The sequence below is a fragment of the Thiobacillus sp. SCN 63-57 genome (assembly GCF_001725555.1).
In the GTDB taxonomy this organism is placed as follows: domain Bacteria; phylum Pseudomonadota; class Gammaproteobacteria; order Burkholderiales; family Thiobacillaceae; genus Thiobacillus.
Window position 1 is genome coordinate 55,339 of the sequence record NZ_MEGP01000025.1, and the last position, 18,374, is coordinate 73,712.

The 18,374-nt window shown below is 63.4% G+C and carries 17 protein-coding genes; 12 read left to right on the forward strand and 5 right to left on the reverse strand.

What is annotated here, in order from left to right; genetic code table 11:
• Positions 1–6: 6 nt before the first annotated feature.
• Positions 7–1,335: an amino-acid N-acetyltransferase gene (gene argA, locus ABT23_RS11230; protein ID WP_296635139.1), complete on the reverse strand. Its 1,329-nt coding sequence runs from the start codon at positions 1,333–1,335 to the stop codon at positions 7–9.
• Positions 1,336–1,505: 170 nt separating this feature from the next.
• Between argA and ABT23_RS11235 the strand changes: the two genes are divergently transcribed.
• Positions 1,506–1,946 carry a DsrE family protein gene (locus tag ABT23_RS11235; protein ID WP_296635142.1) on the forward strand — a complete coding sequence of 147 codons (441 nt, stop codon included), beginning with the start codon at positions 1,506–1,508 and terminating at the stop codon, positions 1,944–1,946.
• 48 nt (positions 1,947–1,994) lie between these two features.
• Here ABT23_RS11235 and ABT23_RS11240 read toward each other — a convergent pair whose 3' ends face one another.
• Complete coding sequence (locus ABT23_RS11240) at positions 1,995–2,723, reverse strand: 16S rRNA (uracil(1498)-N(3))-methyltransferase (RefSeq protein ID WP_296635146.1); 729 nt, start codon at positions 2,721–2,723, stop codon at positions 1,995–1,997.
• A 45-nt stretch (positions 2,724–2,768) separates the two neighbouring features.
• Here ABT23_RS11240 and ABT23_RS11245 point away from each other — a divergent pair, with 45 nt between their 5' ends.
• The 10 genes from ABT23_RS11245 (at position 2,769) to ABT23_RS11290 (ending at position 14,313) form a co-directional block, all read left to right on the forward strand.
• Positions 2,769–3,326, forward strand: coding sequence for a thioredoxin family protein (locus tag ABT23_RS11245; RefSeq protein WP_296635149.1), 558 nt, complete (start codon positions 2,769–2,771; stop codon positions 3,324–3,326).
• Position 3,327: 1 nt separating this feature from the next.
• Positions 3,328–3,942, forward strand: coding sequence for a class I SAM-dependent methyltransferase (locus ABT23_RS11250; RefSeq protein WP_296635153.1), 615 nt, complete (start codon positions 3,328–3,330; stop codon positions 3,940–3,942).
• 2 nt (positions 3,943–3,944) lie between these two features.
• Entirely contained in the window at positions 3,945–4,727 is a 783-nt protein-coding gene (locus tag ABT23_RS11255) for an inositol monophosphatase family protein (RefSeq protein WP_296635155.1), read from the forward strand.
• 233 nt (positions 4,728–4,960) lie between these two features.
• Positions 4,961–6,946 carry a transketolase gene (tkt, locus tag ABT23_RS11260; RefSeq protein WP_296635162.1) on the forward strand — a complete coding sequence of 662 codons (1,986 nt, stop codon included), beginning with the start codon at positions 4,961–4,963 and terminating at the stop codon, positions 6,944–6,946.
• Positions 6,947–7,051: 105 nt separating this feature from the next.
• Positions 7,052–8,053: a type I glyceraldehyde-3-phosphate dehydrogenase gene (gap, locus tag ABT23_RS11265; protein ID WP_296635167.1), complete on the forward strand. Its 1,002-nt coding sequence runs from the start codon at positions 7,052–7,054 to the stop codon at positions 8,051–8,053.
• A gap of 140 nt (positions 8,054–8,193) precedes the next feature.
• Complete coding sequence (locus tag ABT23_RS11270) at positions 8,194–9,375, forward strand: phosphoglycerate kinase (protein WP_296635170.1); 1,182 nt, start codon at positions 8,194–8,196, stop codon at positions 9,373–9,375.
• Positions 9,376–9,462: 87 nt separating this feature from the next.
• Entirely contained in the window at positions 9,463–10,896 is a 1,434-nt protein-coding gene (gene pyk, locus ABT23_RS11275) for a pyruvate kinase (protein ID WP_296635174.1), read from the forward strand.
• A gap of 45 nt (positions 10,897–10,941) precedes the next feature.
• Positions 10,942–12,009, forward strand: coding sequence for a class II fructose-bisphosphate aldolase (fba, locus tag ABT23_RS11280; RefSeq protein ID WP_296635175.1), 1,068 nt, complete (start codon positions 10,942–10,944; stop codon positions 12,007–12,009).
• 318 nt (positions 12,010–12,327) lie between these two features.
• Positions 12,328–13,596, forward strand: coding sequence for a M20 family metallopeptidase (locus tag ABT23_RS11285; protein WP_296635178.1), 1,269 nt, complete (start codon positions 12,328–12,330; stop codon positions 13,594–13,596).
• Between the two features lie 42 nt (positions 13,597–13,638).
• Positions 13,639–14,313 carry a trimeric intracellular cation channel family protein gene (locus tag ABT23_RS11290; RefSeq protein WP_296635180.1) on the forward strand — a complete coding sequence of 225 codons (675 nt, stop codon included), beginning with the start codon at positions 13,639–13,641 and terminating at the stop codon, positions 14,311–14,313.
• A 94-nt stretch (positions 14,314–14,407) separates the two neighbouring features.
• Here the strand turns inward: ABT23_RS11290 and ABT23_RS11295 are convergent, their stop codons facing one another.
• Entirely contained in the window at positions 14,408–16,339 is a 1,932-nt protein-coding gene (locus ABT23_RS11295) for a UvrD-helicase domain-containing protein (protein ID WP_296635183.1), read from the reverse strand.
• The gene (locus ABT23_RS11300; RefSeq protein WP_296635186.1) at positions 16,336–16,728 is read right to left on the reverse strand and encodes a glutaredoxin; all 393 of its coding nucleotides are present in this window, start codon (positions 16,726–16,728) and stop codon (positions 16,336–16,338) included. Before ABT23_RS11300 ends, ABT23_RS11295 begins: the two co-directional genes overlap by 4 nt.
• A 78-nt stretch (positions 16,729–16,806) precedes the next feature.
• Here ABT23_RS11300 and ABT23_RS11305 point away from each other — a divergent pair, with 78 nt between their 5' ends.
• Complete coding sequence (locus tag ABT23_RS11305; protein WP_296635189.1) at positions 16,807–17,628, forward strand: symmetrical bis(5'-nucleosyl)-tetraphosphatase; 822 nt, start codon at positions 16,807–16,809, stop codon at positions 17,626–17,628.
• On the opposite strand, the gene ABT23_RS11310 is transcribed toward ABT23_RS11305, so the two are convergent.
• Positions 17,564–18,373, reverse strand: a complete 810-nt coding sequence (locus ABT23_RS11310) for a lysophospholipid acyltransferase family protein (protein ID WP_296635192.1) — start codon at positions 18,371–18,373, stop codon at positions 17,564–17,566. The genes ABT23_RS11305 and ABT23_RS11310 overlap by 65 nt on opposite strands.
• Position 18,374 lies beyond the last annotated feature (1 nt).

Below are 18,374 nucleotides of genomic sequence, written 5' to 3' on the forward strand. Positions count from 1 at the left end.
CCTCGTTTACAGTTTTTTTTGCAGAACCTTGGATCTCCGCTTGTAGTTGTATAAAGCCTGCTTGCTACGGGGCAGATGATCCGGACTGCTGTCGACGAAGCCGCGCTCCTCGAACCAGTGTTCGGTACGCGTGGTCAGCACGAACAGTTGCTTGAATCCTGCCTTCTTTCCTCTTTTTTCGGCTTCGGCCAGCAGTAGATTGCCGAAGCCGCGTCCGCGATATTCGCTGGAAACGGCCAGGCAGGCGAGCTCGGCCGCCTGTTCTTCCGGGAAGGGATACAGCGCCACGCAGCCGGCGATGACGCCGTCGGATTCGAGCACCAGGAAGCGCTCGACTTCCATTTCCAGCAGTTCGCGTGAGCGCCGCACCAGAATGCCGTCGCGCTCGAGCGGTTCGATCAGGCCGAGGATGCCCCCGACATCGTCGATGGTGGCGGCGCGCAGGGTTTCCAGCGGCGCCGGCGTAATGAGGGTGCCGACACCCTCGCGGGTGAACAATTCGGACAACAGCGCACCATCGCGGTGGCGGCTGATGAGGTGGGCGCGCTTCACGCCCTGCGTGCAGGCAGTGATCGTACAAGGCAGATAGTAGGTCACGTCCTCGGGCAATTTGCGGGCCTTGCCATGTCCTGCCAGTTCGAGCACCTGCCGCGCCTCGTTGACGGTGAGGGCGTTGAGGATCGTGCGGCCCTTGCCCGGCACGCCGTCGGTGTCCATCAGGAAAATCAGCTTGTCGGCCGCCAGCTCGACCGCGGCCTGGGTGGCTACGTCCTCCAAGCTGAGGTTGAAGATTTCGCCAGTTGGCGAGTAGCCGATGGGCGAAAGCAGCACGATGTCGTGCTGGTCCAGCCGCCTGCGTATGGCGGCGGCGTCGATCTTGCGGACTTCCCCGGTGTGCAGCAGGTCCTCGCCTTCGATGACGCCGATGGGTTTGGCGGTGACGAAGTTGCCCGAGGCCACCCGGATGTCGGCGCCCGCCATCGGCGTATTGGCGAGCCCCAGCGACAGCAGGGCTTCGATCTCGACCCGTACCGTGCCGGCGGCTTCCTTGACGCAGGCCAGCGCTGCGTCGTCGGTGACGCGCAGGCCGCTCACATAGCGGATTGCGGTGCCGTTCTCGGTCAGGCGCGCCTCGACCTGCGGCCGTACGCCGTGTACCAGAACCAGCCGCACGCCCAGACTGTTCAGCAGGTTGACGTCGTGCGCCAACTGCACGAAGCCCCCGTCCGCCACCAGCTCTCCGCCAAACGCAATGACGAAGGTCTTGCCGCGAAAACCGTGAATGTACGGCGCGGCGGAGCGGAACCAGTGAACGAAATGGGTAGTGTCTTTCAATGACATGGCCTAGAACGGGAAGTCTTTAGGGCGAAGGATACAGAAAACACTGCGAAACTGGAGGACGTCGACTTTTCTGCATGAAATAAATGGAATAAATCGGTTAGGCTTGGCGTCATAACTGGGCATGGCGGCATTTCCTGTTTAAAACAATTTTGAAGGAGACAACAATGAAGCAGATGAATAAATGGATGGGTGCTTTGCTGGGCGGCGCGGTGATGATGGGTGCCCTGGCACTGCCGGGTACCGCTGCGGCAGGCGCCGATGACGGCAAGACCAAGGTTGTGATCCAGGTCAGCGATTCGAACCCGGCCACCTGGAATCTGGCGCTGAATAACGTCAAGAACTTCCAGGCCGCCACGAAGGGTCAGGCCATCATTGAAGTCGTGGCCTACGGACCGGGCATCGGCATGCTGACGGCTGATTCCGAAGTGGCCAATCGCGTGAGCGAAGCGGTCGATTCCGGCGTGAAAGTGGCTGCGTGCGGAAACACCATGAAGGCGAAGAAGCTCACCAAGGAAGACATGAATGCCAAGGTCGACATCGTGCCTGGCGGCGTGGTGGAAATCGTGGAGCGTGAAAAGGAAGGGTACAGCTACATTCGTCCCTGATCGCTGCGAAATGAAAAAACCGGGCACAAGCCCGGTTTTTTCATGCCCTTAAAAATCACCCCATAGCGTTTGCATCGCCGCCAGTGCGGCCAACGCCGCCGTCTCGGTACGCAGCACGCGCGGTCCCAGTCGGACCGGAATGGCGCCTGCTGCATGCAGTGCAGCGATTTCATCGGCCTCAAAGCCCCCCTCCGGACCGGCCACCAGCCAGTCCTGGGCGGTCGATGAGGACAGGTCGGCCAGTCGCGCCTCGGCCGTCGGGGACAGGAACAACAGGCGCCCGGCCTCATGCTGCCCCAACCAGTTGGCCAACGTCATCGGCGACGCCACGACGGGCACCCGGTTACGGCCGCACTGTTCACAGGCGCTCGCCACGACGCCTTGCCAGTGCGCCACCCGCTTGTCTGCGCGTTCGCCTGCCAGCTTGACCACGCTCCGTTTGGCGGCGATCGGCTGGATCGCCGCCACGCCCAGTTCGACCGCCTTCTGCAACGTATAGTCCATGCGTTCGCCGCTCGAGATGCCCTGCGCCAGCCTCACGTGCAAGCGCGATTCGCGCTCGACATCGGCAAAGCCGGTGACGCTGACGGCCACCTCGTCCTTCTGGATGCGTTCGATGCGCGCGGCATATTCGCCGCCACGGCCGTTGAACAGGGTGATGGCGTCGTCTACCGCCAGCCGGAGCGCGCGCACGGCATGGCGCGCAGGGCCGGCCGGCAGGTTGAAACGGGCGCCTGGTGCAAGCGGCTGGTCAAGGTAGAAGCGTGGCGGTGACATCTTGGTATTATGCCGACGTTGTCCAGCGTTTTTACGGAGCACGTCATGGTTTCCCTCACCACCCCGGTATGCGACTTTGGCTGGAAGGCCCCCGGTTTCAGTTTGCCTGGCGTCGACGGCAGGATGTGGACGCTGAGCGAGGCGATGGGCCCGAACGGCTTGCTGGTGATGTTCATCTGCAACCATTGCCCGTATGTGAAGGCGATCCGCCCACGTCTGGTGCATGATCTGGCTGAGCTCAAGGCGCACGGCATCCATGCCATCGCCATCATGTCGAACGATCCGACCGAGTATGCCGAGGACTCGTTCGACAACATGAAAAAAGTGGCCGCAGAATTCGGTTTTCCGTTCCCTTATGTGATTGACGAGACCCAGGACGTGGCAAAAGCCTATGGGGCCGTGTGCACCCCCGATTTTTTCGGCTTCAACCGCAATTTCGAACTGCAGTATCGCGGCCGCTTCGACGAATCGCGTAAAGAGACCGCGCCCGAGGGCGTGCGGCGCGATCTGTTCGAGGCGATGAAGGCCATCGCGGTGACCCAGCATGGCCCTGCAGAGCAGATTCCCAGCATGGGCTGCTCGATCAAGTGGAAGGATGTGTGACGTGGCCGACCGTCGGCAGCACTGGGAAAACGTGTATCGCGGCAAGGCGGCCGACCAGGTCGGCTGGTTCCAGCCGCACGCCGCGTCGTCGCTGCGTTTGATCGAGAACAACGCAGACAAGGACGCACACATCATCGACGTCGGCGGCGGCGCGTCGGTCCTGGTGGACGGCCTGCTCGATGCCGGCTACCGCAACCTGACCGTGCTCGACCTCGCCGAATCGGCGCTGGCAACCAGCCGCGCGCGGCTCGGCGCGCGCGCGCAGTCGGTACAGTGGATCGTCGCGGATATCACCCGCGCCGAATTGCCAGCGGCGCGTTACGACGTCTGGCATGACCGGGCCGTGTTTCATTTCCTGACCGATCCGGCGGATCGTGCACGCTATGTGACGCAGGTGCTGGCCAGTGTCAAACCGGGTGGGCATGTCATCGTGGCCGCATTCGGCCCCGGCGGGCCGCTGCAGTGTTCGGGGCTGGACGTGGTGCGGTATGCCCCCGACTCGCTGCATGCCGAATTCGGTGCACCATTTCGCCTGCTTGGGCACGAAACCGAAATCCATCACACGCCGGCGGGTAAGGAGCAGGAATTTGTCTACTGTTATTGCGTGCGGGTCTGACCATGCTTGAACAGGTCAAGACACTGGTCCGCGAGGTGGCGCGGCGTGAAGTGACGCCGCGCTTCCTCAAGGTGGCGCATAGCCACAAGCTCGACGGCAGCCTTTTTACCGAGGCCGATGCGGCGACCCAGGCCGCCCTGGAAGACGCGCTGCCCCGGATCCGCGATGTGCCGGTGCTGGGCGAGGAAATGACCGAGCGACAGCAGCACGATGCCTGGGAAGCCGGCCGCGACGGATTGTGGTGCGTCGACCCGATCGACGGCACGTCCAACTTCGTCGCCGGTGTGCCCTATTTCGCGGTGTCGGTGGCGTATCTCTACAAGGGCGAGCGCCAATTGGGCGTGGTGTATGACCCGGTGGCCGACGAGATGTTCAGCGCCGAACGCGGGCACGGTGCTCATCTCAACGGGACGCCGTTGCCCCTGCGGGCGCCGGCCACCGAGTTGCGACGCGCGCTCGCTGGCGTCGAGATGAAGCGCATCGACCGCGAACTGGCCGGTCGCCTGGCCTCGTGGCCACCTTATGCCTCGCAGCGCAATTTCGGCGCGTCCACCCTGGATTGGTGCTACACGGCTGCTGGCCGTTTCGACATCTATGTCCATGGCGGGCAGAAATTATGGGATTACGCTGCCGGCGCCCTGATTCTGGAGGAGGCTGGCGGGCGGCTGGCCAGCCTGTCGGGCAGTTTCGATATCGCCAATGTGTGGGAGCGTTCCGTCGTCGCCTCGGCCAGCCCCGAACTGTTCGAACTGTGGCGCGACTGGCTGAAGGCGGCAGGCGCATAAGCCGGCGCATCGGGTAAATAAAAAGATTTTAGGGTCTCATTTATGAGCCATGGCTTGAGCTTGTCGGCTTAAGTCCTTGTCGCGTCACCTGTTTTGTTCGGTTTGGGCCTGGCTTGCGGAAGCCTGCCCTGCTGACGGATAATCAAGGTTTTTGCATATTCTGCCCAAGCTGTCTGTGCGCGGCTTTCCCGGGTGGGGATGCGACCGTTTTTTACTTAGCAGAAGGGAACGCAATGCCAACCCGTAATGACCTGGCCAATGCCATCCGCGCGCTTGCGATGGATGCCGTCGAAAAAGCCAAATCCGGCCACCCCGGCGCCCCCATGGGCATGGCGGAAATCGCTGAAACGCTGTGGAACCACCACATGCGCCACAATCCCACCAACCCCAAGTGGGCAGACCGCGACCGCTTCGTGCTGTCGAACGGCCACGGCTCGATGCTGATCTATGCCTTGTTGCATCTGACCGGCTACGACCTGTCGATGGACGACCTCAAGCAGTTCCGCCAGCTGCATTCCAAGACCCCGGGCCATCCCGAGTACGGCTACGCGCCCGGTATTGAAACCACCACCGGCCCGCTCGGCCAGGGCATCACCAACGCCGTCGGCATGGCGATGGCAGAAAAGATCCTCGCCGCCGAATTCAACAAGCCCGATCACACCATCGTCGACCACCACACCTACGTGTTCATGGGCGACGGCTGCATGATGGAAGGCATCTCGCACGAAGCCTGCGCGCTGGCCGGCACCTGGAAGCTGAACAAGCTGATCGCCTTCTGGGACGACAACGGCATCTCGATCGACGGTCACATCGAAAACTGGTATACCGACGACACGGCCAAGCGCTTCGAAGCCTACGGCTGGAATGTGGTGCCGAACGTCGACGGCCATGACGTCGTCGCCCTTGAGGCCGCGATCCAGAAGGCCAAGGCCAGCACCGACAAGCCCACCCTGATCTGCTGCAAGACCGTCATCGGCAAGGGCTCGCCCAACAAGGCCGGCACCCACGACGTGCACGGCGCCGCGCTGGGCCACGACGAAGTCGAAGCCACCCGCAAGAACATGGGCTGGAACCATCCCGCGTTCGAGATTCCCGCCGACATCTATGCCGGCTGGGATGCCAAGACCAAGGGCCAGGGCCTCGAAACGCTGTGGAACAACAAGTTCGCCGAATACAAGAAGGCCTTTCCCGCCGAAGCGGCCGAATTCGAGCGCCGCATGAAGGGCGACCTGCCCGCCAACTGGAAGGCGCATGTCGCCGAGAAGCTGGCTGCGATCAACGCCAAGGGCGAGACCGTCGCCACCCGCAAGGCCAGCCAGATCGCGATCAACGCGCTGGCCCCCGCGCTGCCCGAGTTCCTCGGCGGCTCGGCCGACCTCACCGGCTCCAACCTGACCAACTGGGAAGGCTGCCACCCAGTGCGCCACGGCAACCCCGGCAACTACATCAGCTACGGCGTGCGTGAATTCGGCATGGCCGCGATCATGAACGGCATGGCGCTGCACGGCGGCCTCTTGCCCTTCGGCGGCACCTTCCTGATGTTCTCCGAATACTCGCGCAACGCCATCCGCATGGCCGCGCTGATGAAGCAGCGCGTGATCCACGTGTTCACCCACGACTCCATCGGCCTCGGCGAGGACGGCCCGACCCACCAGCCGGTGGAGCAGACCGCCACCCTGCGCATGATCCCCAACATCGACGTCTGGCGTCCGTGCGACACCGTCGAGACCATGGTTGGCTGGGCCGCGTCGGTCGAGCGTACCGACGGCCCGACCTGCCACATTCTCAGCCGCCAGAACCTGCCGTTCATGAAGCGCGACGACGCGACCCTGGCCAACATCGCCAAGGGCGGCTACGTGCTGAAGGATGCCGCGGGCGCCAAGGCGGTCATCATCGCCACCGGTTCCGAAGTCGAGCTGGCCGTCAAGGCCCAGGAAGCGCTGGCCGCCGAAGGCATCGCGGTGCGTGTGGTCTCCATGCCGTCGACCAACACCTTCGACAAGCAGGATGCGGCATACAAGGCCAGCGTGCTGCCCAAGGGGCTGCCGCGCGTCGCCGTGGAAGCCGGTGTCACCGACTTCTGGCGCAAGTACGTCGGCCTGGAAGGCGCCGTGATCGGCATCGACCGCTTCGGCGAATCCGCTCCGGCTCCGGCGCTGTTCAAGGAGTTCGGTATCACGGCCGAGGCCGTCGCGGCCGCGGTCAAGGGCGTTCTGTAAACCGTGAGGTGTGAGGCGCGAGGGGTGAGGGGGCGTTGACCCGCCTCACGCCTCGCGCCCCGCGCCTCACCACAACAAGATTTTCAACTCACTGGAGACTGACACATGGCAATCAAAGTTGGTATCAACGGTTTTGGCCGCATCGGCCGTATGGCTTTCCGCGCAATCGCCAAGGATTTCAAGGACATCGAAGTGGTCGCGATCAACGACCTGCTCGATCCCGAGTACCTGGCCTATATGCTGAAGTACGATTCCGTGCACGGCAACTTCAAGGGCGACATCGCCGTTGAAGGCAACAACCTCATCGTCAACGGCAAGAAGATCCGCCTGACCGCCGAGCGCGAGCCGAGCAACCTGAAATGGAATGAAGTGGGCGCCGACATCGTGATCGAGTGCACCGGCTTCTTCCTGACCAAAGAAACCTGCCAGAAGCATATCGACGCGGGCGCCAAGAAAGTCGTTCAATCGGCCCCGTCGAAGGACGACACCCCGATGTTCGTGTACGGCGTGAACCACGAGAAGTATGCCGGCGAGGCCATCGTCTCCGCCGCTTCGTGCACCACCAACTGCCTGGCACCCATCGCCAAGGTGCTGAACGACAACTGGGGCATCAAGCGTGGCCTGATGAGCACCGTGCACGCCGCCACCGCCACCCAGAAAACCGTCGACGGTCCGTCGTCCAAGGACTGGCGCGGCGGCCGCGGCATCCTGGAAAACATCATCCCGTCGTCGACCGGCGCCGCCAAGGCCGTCGGCGTGGTGCTGCCGGAACTGAAGGGCAAGCTGACCGGTATGGCGTTCCGCGTTCCCACCTCCGACGTGTCGGTCGTTGACCTGACCGTCGAGCTGGAAAAGCCCGCCAAGTACGCCGACATCTGCGCTGCGATGAAGAAGGCCTCGCAGTCCGGCGACATCAGCAAGACGTTGGGCTACACCGATGAGAAGGTCGTTTCGACCGACTTCCGCGGCAATGGCTTCTCCTCGATCTTCGACGCCGAAGCCGGTATCGCCCTGGACGACACCTTCGTCAAGGTCGTGTCCTGGTACGACAACGAGTACGGCTACACCTGCAACATGCTGCGCTTCGTGCAGCACGTCGCGAAGTAATTCGGTAAACGGTGAGCGGTGAGCAGCGAGCGGCTTTGTTCCGCTCTCGGCTTGCCGCTCACTGCTCACCCGACTGAGCTGTAAGGCCTGGGTGGTACGCTGCCCAACCCTTACCGCTTAATTTTCAGGAGAAACAAACCATGGCATTCATCCGCGTCACCGATCTCGATCTGGCAGGCAAGCGCGTCTTCATCCGCGCCGACATGAACGTTCCGGTCAAGGACGGCAAGGTTACCTCCGACGCCCGCATCACCGCGTCGATGCGCACCATCGAGCACTGCCTCAAGGCCGGTGCAAAAGTGATGGTCACTTCCCACCTCGGCCGCCCGACCGAAGGCGAGTTCAAGGAAGAGGATTCGCTGAAGCCGGTGGTCGACGTGATCGCGCAGAAGCTCGGCAAGAACGTGCGCCTGATCCGCGAATGGACTGACGGCGGCTTCGACGTCGCCGACGGCGAGCTGGTGGTGCTGGAAAACTGCCGCGTCAACAAGGGCGAGAAGAAGAACGTCGACGAGACCGCGAAGAAATACGCCGCGCTGTGCGACGTGTTCGTGATGGACGCCTTCGGCACCGCGCACCGCGCCGAAGCCTCGACCCACGGCATCGCCAAGTTCGCGCCGACCGCTGCAGCTGGCATCCTGCTGACCGAAGAACTCGAGGCGCTCGACAAGGCGCTGGCCAACCCGGCTCGCCCGATGGTCGCCATCGTCGGTGGCTCCAAGGTCTCGACCAAGCTGACCGTGCTGGAAGCGCTGGCCGAGAAATGCGAACAGCTGGTGGTCGGCGGCGGCATCGCCAACACCTTCCTCAAGGCCACCGGCCACAACGTCGGCAAGTCGCTGTGCGAGGACGACCTGGTGCCCACCGCACAGGCGCTGATCGAGAAGATGACCGCCCGTGGCGCGACCATCCCCATCGCCGTCGACGTGGTGTGCGGCAAGAAATTCGACGCCAACGAACCCGCCGTGCTGAAGGACGCCGGCGACGTCGCCGACGACGACATGATTTTCGATATCGGCCCGAAGAGCGCGCAGCAGCTCGCCGACATCATCATGAAGGCCGGTACCGTGGTGTGGAACGGCCCGGTCGGCGTGTTCGAGTTCGACCAGTTCGGCGAAGGCACCAAGACCATCGCCATGGCGATCGCCAACACCAATGCCTTTACCCTGGCCGGCGGCGGCGACACGATCGCCGCGATCCAGAAGTACGACATCTACGACAAGGTGAGCTACATTTCCACCGCCGGCGGCGCCTTCCTCGAATACCTGGAAGGCAAGGTCCTGCCTGCTGTGGCGATCCTGGAGGAACGCGCGCAAGGCTAAGGTACAAACGGCAAACGGTGAGCGGTTCCCGCTCACCGTTTTTGTTTTTATATCGTTTGCTACTCACTGCTCACCGCTCACCCCAATATGATTCGCAGAACCAAAATCGTCGCCACCCTCGGCCCCGCCTGCTCCGATCCCAAAACGCTGGATCGCATGATGGAGGCCGGCCTGGACGTGGTGCGTCTCAACTTTTCACACGGTGCGGCGCAAGACCATATCGACCGCGCCGAACTGGTGCGCTCGCTGGCGCGCACGCGCGGCCGCGCGGTCGGCGTGCTGGTCGACCTGCAAGGCCCGAAAATCCGCATCGGCAAGTTCAAGGACAGCAAGATCACGCTGGCCAAGGGCGATACCTTCATCCTCGATGCCGCCTGCGCGCTGGGCGACCAGACCCGCGTCGGCCTCGACTACAAGGAATTGCCGAATGACGTGAAGCGGGGCGTGACCCTGCTGCTGGACGACGGCCGCATCGAGTTCTGGGTCGAGGACGTCCAGGGCGCGGAGATCATCTGCAAGGTGGTGCAGGGCGGCGTGCTGTCGAACAACAAGGGCATCAACCGCAAAGGCGGCGGCCTGTCGGCCTCGGCGCTGACCGAGAAGGACATCGAGGACATCAAGACTGCCGCCGCCCTGAAGGCGGATTACCTGGCGGTGTCGTTCCCGCGTTCCGGTGCCGACATGCGCCAGGCGCGCGAACTGCTTCGCGCGGCTGGCGGCAAGAGCCAGCTCGTCGCCAAGATCGAGCGCACCGAAGCGATCGAGCATCTGGAAGACATCCTCGAGGCGTCCGACGCCATCATGGTCGCGCGCGGCGATCTCGGCGTGGAAGTCGGTGACGCGGCCGTGCCGGCGCTGCAGAAGCGCATGATCCGCATGGCGATCGAGCGCAACAAGGTCGTCATCACCGCGACCCAGATGATGGAGTCGATGATCTCGAGCCCCATCCCGACCCGTGCCGAAGTGTCCGACGTCGCCAACGCGGTGCTCGACGGCACCGACGCGGTGATGTTGTCGGCGGAAACGGCGGCGGGCCAGTTCCCGGTCGAGGCGATCCAGGCGATGGATCGCGTCTGCCTGGAAGCCGAAAAGGAAGCCGAGCCCGGCTTTTCCAACGACCGCCTGAGCAAAAGCTTCCTGCGCGCCGACGAGGCGATCGCGATGTCGGCGGTGTTCACGTCGGTCCACCTCAACATCAAGGCGATCGCCGCCCTGACCGAGTCGGGCAACACCTGTCTATGGATGAGCCGTCTGTCCACCCGGGTGCCGATCTATGCCTTGACACCGCAGGTCGAAACCCGTAGAAAAGTCACTCTTTTCCGCGGCGTCTATCCGATCAACCTGAAAACCGCCAGCAAGGAGCGCGATGCCTTGCTGGCCGAAGCCGAGGAAGAGTTGCGGCGGCGTGGTGCGGTACGTGACGGCGACCTGATCCTGCTGACCATCGGTGAACCCATCGGCCAGTCGGGCGGCACCAACACCATGAAAATCGTCCGCGTGGGCGGATCGAAAAAATCCTGATTTTGAAAACAGCTTGCTGCACATTTTTAACCTAGGAGACTGTAAATGGCCCTGATTTCCCTTCGTCAATTGCTCGACCATGCCGCCGAAAACGGCTATGGCCTGCCTGCGTTCAACGTCAACAACATGGAACAGGTCCATGCCATCATGCAGGCCGCCGCCGCCGTGGATTCGCCGGTGATCCTGCAAGGTTCCGCCGGCGCCCGTTCCTATGCCGGCGAGCCCTTCCTGCGCCACCTGATCCTGGCCGCGATCGAAATGTATCCGCAGATTCCCATCTGCATGCACCAGGACCACGGCGCGTCGCCCGCCATCTGCTTCCGCTCCATCCAGTCCGGCTTCAGCTCGGTAATGATGGACGGCTCGCTCGGTACCGACGGCAAGACCCCGTCCACCTACGAATATAACGTCGCCACCACCGCCAAGGTGTCCGAACTGGCCCATGCCTGCGGCGTGTCGGTTGAAGGCGAACTGGGCTGCCTGGGCTCGCTCGAGACCGGCAAGGCTGGCGAGGAAGACGGCCACGGCGCCGAAGGTGTGCTGGACCATTCCGCCCTGCTGACCGATCCCGACGAGGCCGCCGACTTCGTGTCCAAGACCAAGGTCGACGCCCTGGCCATCGCCATCGGTACCTCGCACGGTGCCTACAAGTTCACCCAGAAGCCCACCGGCAAGGTCCTGCGCATCGACCGCGTCAAGGAAATCCATGCCCGCATTCCGAACGTCCACCTGGTGATGCACGGCTCCTCCTCGGTGCCGGAAGACTGGCTTGCCATCATCAACAGCTACGGCGGCGACATGGGCCAGACCTACGGCGTGCCGGTCAGCGAAATCGTCGAAGGCATCAAGAACGGCGTGCGCAAGGTCAACATCGACACCGACCTGCGCATGGCCTCCACCGGCGCGATCCGCAAGCACCTGGCGGAAAACAAGTCCAACTTCGACCCGCGCAAGTTCCTCAAGGAAGCCACCAAGGGCATGAGCGAGATCTGCAAGGCGCGCTACGAAGCCTTCGGCGCCGCCGGCCAGGCCAGCAAGATCAAGAAGGTCTTCAACCTGGAAGAAATGCAGAAGCGCTACGACAAGGGCGAACTCGATCCCAAGGTCAACTGATCACTGGCTTCGGGCCGGAATCAGATGCTGAAATCAAATGGGACGCTGCGGCGTCCCATTTTTTTGCGCCCACGAGCGCCGCGCTGATGATCTTGGTGGCGCCTTTTGGCGGGGAGCGGCCGTACATCTGATCGCTGGGCCGACTGTTCATCGGCCGAAATCGCCGGAGGCGCCCTGCACCCCCTAGGTCAGCTATGGCGACCTCAAACAGCCTCCGCTGGGTTGCCTTGAGACGAATGGAACTCAGAAGACGGTTTAACAGTCCCTTATCACGGCGAACGGATGCTATACCAAACAATAATGTGCCGGAGGTGACTTATGAATACGGCGTTATCTGATCCTTCAAGCACGCTCCTTGGGAATCTTCCCAGCCTGCTGCCTAAACTCGAAGCACTTTACAAGGATGTCCATGCGCATCCGGAATTGTCGATGCAGGAGAACCGCACGGCGGGTCTTGCGGCGAAACATCTCCGGGACAATGGTTACGAGGTGACTGTTGGCGTGGGCAAGACGGGAGTCGTTGGCCTGCTGCGAAACGGGGAAGGCCCCACGGTCATGCTGCGTGCCGACATGGATGCGCTCCCTGTCCGGGAAGCGAGCGGCGTCGATTATGCGAGCACCGTCATGGCCACGGATGCCGCGGGAAATTCCGTGCCGGTGGCGCATGCCTGCGGCCACGACATGCACGTGGCATGGCTGATGGGTGCGGCTTCGCTATTCTCGCAACGGCGCGAGACCTGGCGCGGTACGCTGATGGTGGTCTTCCAGCCAGGTGAAGAGACGGCGCAAGGTGCACGGGCCATGATTGACGATGGCCTGTTCACACGCTTTCCCAAGCCTGATGTCGTGCTCGGCCAGCATGTCATGGTCGGCCCCGCAGGCACGATCGCGGGCAGCGCCGGGCCGATCACCTCCGCCGCCGATAGTCTGCAAATTCGCCTGTTCGGACGCGGTGCGCATGGCTCGATGCCGCAGGCCAGCATCGATCCGATCGTCATGGCCGCGGCGATTGTCCTGCGACTGCAAACCATCGTTTCCCGCGAAGTGGCCGCTACCGACGCCGCAGTGGTCACCGTCGGGGTGTTGCAGGCAGGTACCAAGGAGAATGTGATCCCGGACGAGGCCATCATCAAGCTGAACATCCGGACGTTCGATGAAGGGGTGCGCAAGCATGTGCTTGCAGCGGTCGAACGGATCGTCAATGCTGAAGCGCAGGCTTCCGGCGCGCCGCGAGCGCCGGAGATCACCTCGTTGGATCGCTACCCCCTCAACGTCAACGACAAGCAGGCAAGCGACCGCATTGCGGAGGCCCTACGCCGCCATTTCCCACCCGACCGCGTCCGGCACACCGGGCCCGCGCCGGCGAGCGAGGACTTCGGTTGCTTCGGGAGTGAATGGAACACGCCATCGGTATACTGGTTTGTCGGTGGGACCGATCCCGACATCTATGCAAAAGCCAAGGCAACGGGGCGGATCAACGACCTGCCGGTCAATCACAGTCCCTTTTTCGCCCCCGTCATCCATCCAACCCTGCAGACAGGCATCGAAGCCATGGTCGCGGGCGCGTTGGCCTGGCTGGCTAAATGAAGAACTAATCAAACGTTTCAACGCCTTCGCAGGACGTTTTCAATGCCGCTGATCCCCGTTCTCGAACAGAAGGCGATTCACGAACTTCTGCTGGTTTTCGACCTGGCGGGTACCTTTGTCTTCGCAATCAGTGGCGCGATGTTGGGCGTACGCCGCAATCTCGATATCTTCGGAATTCTGGTCCTGTCCTTCGCGGCCTCGAGCGCGGGGGGGATCACACGCGATCTGTTGATCGGCGCCGTCCCGCCCGCCGCGATCCGTGACTGGCGTTATCTTGCGGTTGCTCTTGCCGCCGGGTTGCTGGCTTTTTTCTGGTCATCACTGTTCGTTCGCCTGCGCACCCCGATATTGATCTTCGATGCGGCTGGACTTGCGCTTTTTGCCGTCGCCGGCACACAGAAGGCGCTTGCGTACGGACTGAACCCGCTGATGGCAGCACTGCTGGGCATGTTGACCGGCATCGGCGGAGGCATCGTGCGCGATCTGCTCGTCGTCCAGACACCCGCCGTGCTTCGGAGAGACCTCTACGCTCTCGCGGCACTTGCTGGCGCGGTGCTCATTGTCATCGGACATGCACTGGCTTTGCCGATAGTCCCGACCGCGATTGCTGGAGCTGTTGTCTGTTTCGGGCTTCGGCTGATGGCGATCCGGCATGGCTGGAATCTACCTGTCCCTCGGCCTCTTGAAAGCGGGGACGAGAGGCACGAGCGTGATTGACGGCAGTACATCCGTAGTCATCCGATGACGGCTACCCCGCTAAGTAGTGAATTGGAGGAACGACCGCGGTTAAACCTGTGTGAGGCGACTGAATCTACCCCAGCATCGCCTTCAACGCCGCCAGCCGATCACTGCCGCTGGCCTTGGCGTCCGCGCTGGAGGGCTTCTCCGGCTGGCGCACGTCGTCGCCAAGCTCGTCGATGAAGCGCGAGGGGTCGCAGGCGACCGTTTCGCGGGCGCGCTTGCGGCGCGAGCAATAGGACAGCGTGAGCGACTTCTTCGCGCGGGTGACGCCGACATACATCAGGCGGCGCTCTTCCTCCAGCCGGCCTTCGTCCACCGCGTCACGGTGCGGCAGGATGTTCTCCTCGACGCCGACCAGGAACACGTGGCCGAATTCCAGCCCCTTGGCGGCGTGCAGGGTCGAGAGGCGCACCGCGTCGGGCTCCTCCTCGTCGCGGCCTTCGAGCAGCGTGATCAGCGCGATGGTCTGCGTCAGCTGCAGCAGGTCCTTCTCGTCTTCCTCGCCCTTCTTGGCGATCCAGGCGGCAAATTCGAGCACGTTGTTCCACTTGTTCTGCGCCGCGCGCTGGTCGTCCTGGTCGAAGAGATACACCTCGTAGTCGATGGTCTTCAAGAGGTCGTTCAGCAGTTCGCCCGCCGGCTCGCGCGGCACGCGTTCCTCCATGCGGTTGATGAAGTTGCAGAACTCGATTAGCGGCGCCAGCTGACGCTCGCCGATCTGTGATGCGGCAGCGGCGGAAAACACCGCCTCGAACAGGCTGACGTGCAGGGTGGCGGCGACCTGGCCGAGCTTTTCCAGCGTCGCCGCGCCGATGCCGCGCTTGGGCGTGGTGACCGCGCGGATGAAGGCGGGATCGTCGTCGCTGTTGGCGATCAGCCGCAGGTAGGAAATCACGTCCTTGATCTCGGCGCGGTCGAAGAACGACTGCCCGCCGGACAGCTGGTACGGCACCTTCTCGTTGCGGTAGTCGCGCCACTCGGTGCGGTGCTGGAACTTGTGCGACAGGAGCCGCATGACCACCGATTCGGCTTCGTGCTCGTCGTCCTTGGTCGGCATCACCTGGATCGCGTCGCCGAGGCCGAGGTCGCTCCACAGGCGTTTCTCGAACAGCTTGGGGTTGTTGGCGATGAGGCTGTTGGCGGCCTTCAGGATGCGCACGCTCGAACGGTAGTTCTGCTCCAGCTTGACCACATGCAGGTGCGGGTAGTCTTCGTTCAGCTGGCGCAGGTTGTCGGCCGAGGCGCCGCGCCAGCCGTAGATCGCCTGGTCGTCGTCGCCGACCGCGGTGAAGGCGGCGCGCACCCCGGTGAGCTTCTGCAGCAGGCGGTACTGTGCGACGTTGGTGTCCTGGTATTCGTCGACCAGGATGTGGCGCAGGCGGTTCTGCCACTTCTCGCGCAGCCCGGCGTGTGTATCCAGTAGCTCGGCCGGCAGGCGGATGAGGTCGTCGAAGTCGACCGCCTGGTAGGCGCGCAGGGTGGCGTCATAGCGGTCGTAGATCTTGGCGTAGGCGCGCGCGTTGTCGTCCTCGGCCGTGGCGAGCGCGGCGGCGGGCGACTTCAGCTCGTTCTTCCACAGCGAGATGCGCGACACGGCGCGGCGGATTTCCTGCTTGTCCGTGGTCTTGAGGATTTCCGACACGATGCCGGCGGCATCGGCCGAATCAAGAATTGAAAATGCCGGCTTCAGTTCGGCGAATTTGGCGTCCTCGCGCAGCATCCTGAGGCCCATCGAATGGAAAGTAGTGACGATCAGGCCTTTCGTGTTGACGCCCTGCGTGAGCTTGGCGGCGCGCTCCTGCATTTCGCGTGCGGCCTTGTTGGTGAAGGTGATCGCGGCGATCGAACCCGGCTTGTAGCCGCACTCCCCAATTAAATAGGCGATCTTGTGGGTGATGACGCGCGTCTTGCCCGAACCGGCGCCCGCCAGCACGAGCAAGGGGCCGTCGAGGTATTTCGCCGCCTCGCGCTGCGGCGGATTGAGCGCTGCGAGCAGGCTCATGCCGCGCCGAATTCGCGGGTCAGCCAGGCGTTGATGGCATCCGATTCGTACAGCCAGGTCTGCTTGCCTTGCGCGTCAGTGATCAGCAGGCACGGCACCTGCGGCTTGCCACCACCCGCGATCAGGGCTGCCCGGTGCGTTTCGTCATGCTGCGCGTCGCGCAGTTCGATGTTGAGCGAAAGCCGCTGTATCGTGCGCCGGGTCTTGAGGCAGAACGGGCAGGTGGGGTAGTGGTACAGCGCCAGACTGCGTGTGCGTGCGTCGACGTCCTGCTGCGCGGCGGCAGGACGCACGACGCCTTTCGGGCGTGTCAGCCAATAGCCCACGAGCATGAAGGGGGCGAGGATGAGGCGCAGGGTACGAAAAAACAGGCGGATCAGGGGTTTCATGGCGCAGACGTCACAAGAGGTTCGGGCGGGCGCGCTATGATGCAGGTCAACACAGCACACAAAGAAGCCGTATTTTATATGCCTACCTATGCCATTGGCGATCTTCAGGGATGTCACACGTCCCTGCTGCGTTTATTGGATGCGATCCGGTTCGACCCGGGCGCCGACCGGCTGTGGCTTGTGGGTGATCTGGTCAACCGTGGGCCGGAATCGCTGGCGGTGTTGCGGACCGTCAGGGAACTGGGGAATGCCGCCATCAGTGTGCTCGGCAACCACGATTTGCACTTGCTGGCGCTGGCCGAAGGTTTCGGACGGGTACACAAGGGCGATACGCTCGACGAGATACTGAATGCGCCGGACCGCGACGAGCTGCTGGTCTGGCTGCGACAGCAGAAACTGGCCTGGCGCGATGGCGAGTTCCTCATGGTGCACGCGGGCGTGCTGCCGGGCTGGACGGTGGACGACACGATGCAGCATGCCGCGGAGGCGGAAGCTGCGCTACAAAGCCCGCATTACCGGGAATTCTTCGCGCAGATGTACGGCAATGCGCCGGTGGCGTGGGATGCGGCGCTGCATGGCGTCGAGCGCCTGCGGGTGATCGTCAACGCATTCACCCGGCTGCGCTACTGTTCGGCGGAGGGCGAGATGGAATTCCACCACAAGGGCGCGCCGGGTACACAGCCGGCCGGCTGGCTGCCGTGGTTCGAGGTGCCGGGGCGCAGGAGCGCCGAGGCGACCCTCGTCATCGGACACTGGTCGACGCTCGGGTTGATCAACCGCGACGACCTGATCGCGCTGGATACCGGTTGCCTGTGGGGCGGCAGATTGACCGCCGTCAGGCTGGAGGATCGGCAGGTGTACGAGGTGCAGTGCCCGCAGGCTCGGTTTCCGAAATCCTGAGGCCCAACAGCCTGGCGGTGGCGGCTTCAGCCTGTGCCGCCAGATCGCGCCGGTGGCCGTTGGGCAGGATGGGGTCGCCGAAATGCAGTTCGGCGACGAGGCCGGGCTCGCTGACGATCTGCTTCAGGCTTTGCCACATGCTGAGGTCGTCGATGTAGGCGGGTGCAGCGCTGTATTCGCCGTCCAGCGTGCGGTAGCGCAAGGCCGCCGGTACGATCGGACAATTCAGCTCGACCGCCGGCTGCAGCAGCGACGGCATGAAGCGCCGCAGCCCCTTCCCGTCGCCGGTGGTGCCTTCGGGGAACACGGCGACCCAGGCGCCCGACTGCATCAGCGCCCGCATCTCGGTGTTGATGCGCGCCGTGTCGGCACGACGGCCGCGTTCGATGAACAGCGTGCCGGTCTTGTGTGCCAGCCAGCCGGCCACCGGCCAGTTGCGCACTTCGGCCTTGGAGACGAAGTGCACCCGCTGGGCCGCGTAGATCAGATAGATGTCCAGCCACGACACGTGATTGCATACCAGCAGCGCGCCGCCGGGCAGGCGGGGCGCAGTGTCCGCCTTCAGCCGTACGCCGAGTACCCGGAGCAGGCGCCGGGCCCAGGCCATGATGCGGCGATCCCGCTGGGCGGGGCTGAGCAGGGGGAAAATCAGTCCTGCCAGGACGACGCCCCAGGCCAGGTGCAGGGCCAGCAGGCCGATGCGGAGGACGCGGCGCAGAGGGGTGGGGAAATAGGCAAGGATCACC

What these genes read in the sequence shown, in the direction of transcription:
- ABT23_RS11235 (WP_296635142.1), top strand. Translation starts at nt 1,506, where the DNA reads ATGAAGCAGATGAATAAATGGATGGGTGCTTTGCTGGGCGGCGCGGTG.
- ABT23_RS11240 (WP_296635146.1), bottom strand. Translation starts at nt 2,723, where the DNA reads ATGTCACCGCCACGCTTCTACCTTGACCAGCCGCTTGCACCAGGCGCC.
- ABT23_RS11245 (WP_296635149.1), top strand. Translation starts at nt 2,769, where the DNA reads ATGGTTTCCCTCACCACCCCGGTATGCGACTTTGGCTGGAAGGCCCCC.
- ABT23_RS11255 (WP_296635155.1), top strand. Translation starts at nt 3,945, where the DNA reads ATGCTTGAACAGGTCAAGACACTGGTCCGCGAGGTGGCGCGGCGTGAA.
- tkt (WP_296635162.1), top strand. Translation starts at nt 4,961, where the DNA reads ATGCCAACCCGTAATGACCTGGCCAATGCCATCCGCGCGCTTGCGATG.
- gap (WP_296635167.1), top strand. Translation starts at nt 7,052, where the DNA reads ATGGCAATCAAAGTTGGTATCAACGGTTTTGGCCGCATCGGCCGTATG.
- ABT23_RS11270 (WP_296635170.1), top strand. Translation starts at nt 8,194, where the DNA reads ATGGCATTCATCCGCGTCACCGATCTCGATCTGGCAGGCAAGCGCGTC.
- pyk (WP_296635174.1), top strand. Translation starts at nt 9,463, where the DNA reads ATGATTCGCAGAACCAAAATCGTCGCCACCCTCGGCCCCGCCTGCTCC.
- fba (WP_296635175.1), top strand. Translation starts at nt 10,942, where the DNA reads ATGGCCCTGATTTCCCTTCGTCAATTGCTCGACCATGCCGCCGAAAAC.
- ABT23_RS11285 (WP_296635178.1), top strand. Translation starts at nt 12,328, where the DNA reads ATGAATACGGCGTTATCTGATCCTTCAAGCACGCTCCTTGGGAATCTT.
- ABT23_RS11290 (WP_296635180.1), top strand. Translation starts at nt 13,639, where the DNA reads ATGCCGCTGATCCCCGTTCTCGAACAGAAGGCGATTCACGAACTTCTG.
- ABT23_RS11295 (WP_296635183.1), bottom strand. Translation starts at nt 16,339, where the DNA reads ATGAGCCTGCTCGCAGCGCTCAATCCGCCGCAGCGCGAGGCGGCGAAA.
- ABT23_RS11300 (WP_296635186.1), bottom strand. Translation starts at nt 16,728, where the DNA reads ATGAAACCCCTGATCCGCCTGTTTTTTCGTACCCTGCGCCTCATCCTC.
- ABT23_RS11305 (WP_296635189.1), top strand. Translation starts at nt 16,807, where the DNA reads ATGCCTACCTATGCCATTGGCGATCTTCAGGGATGTCACACGTCCCTG.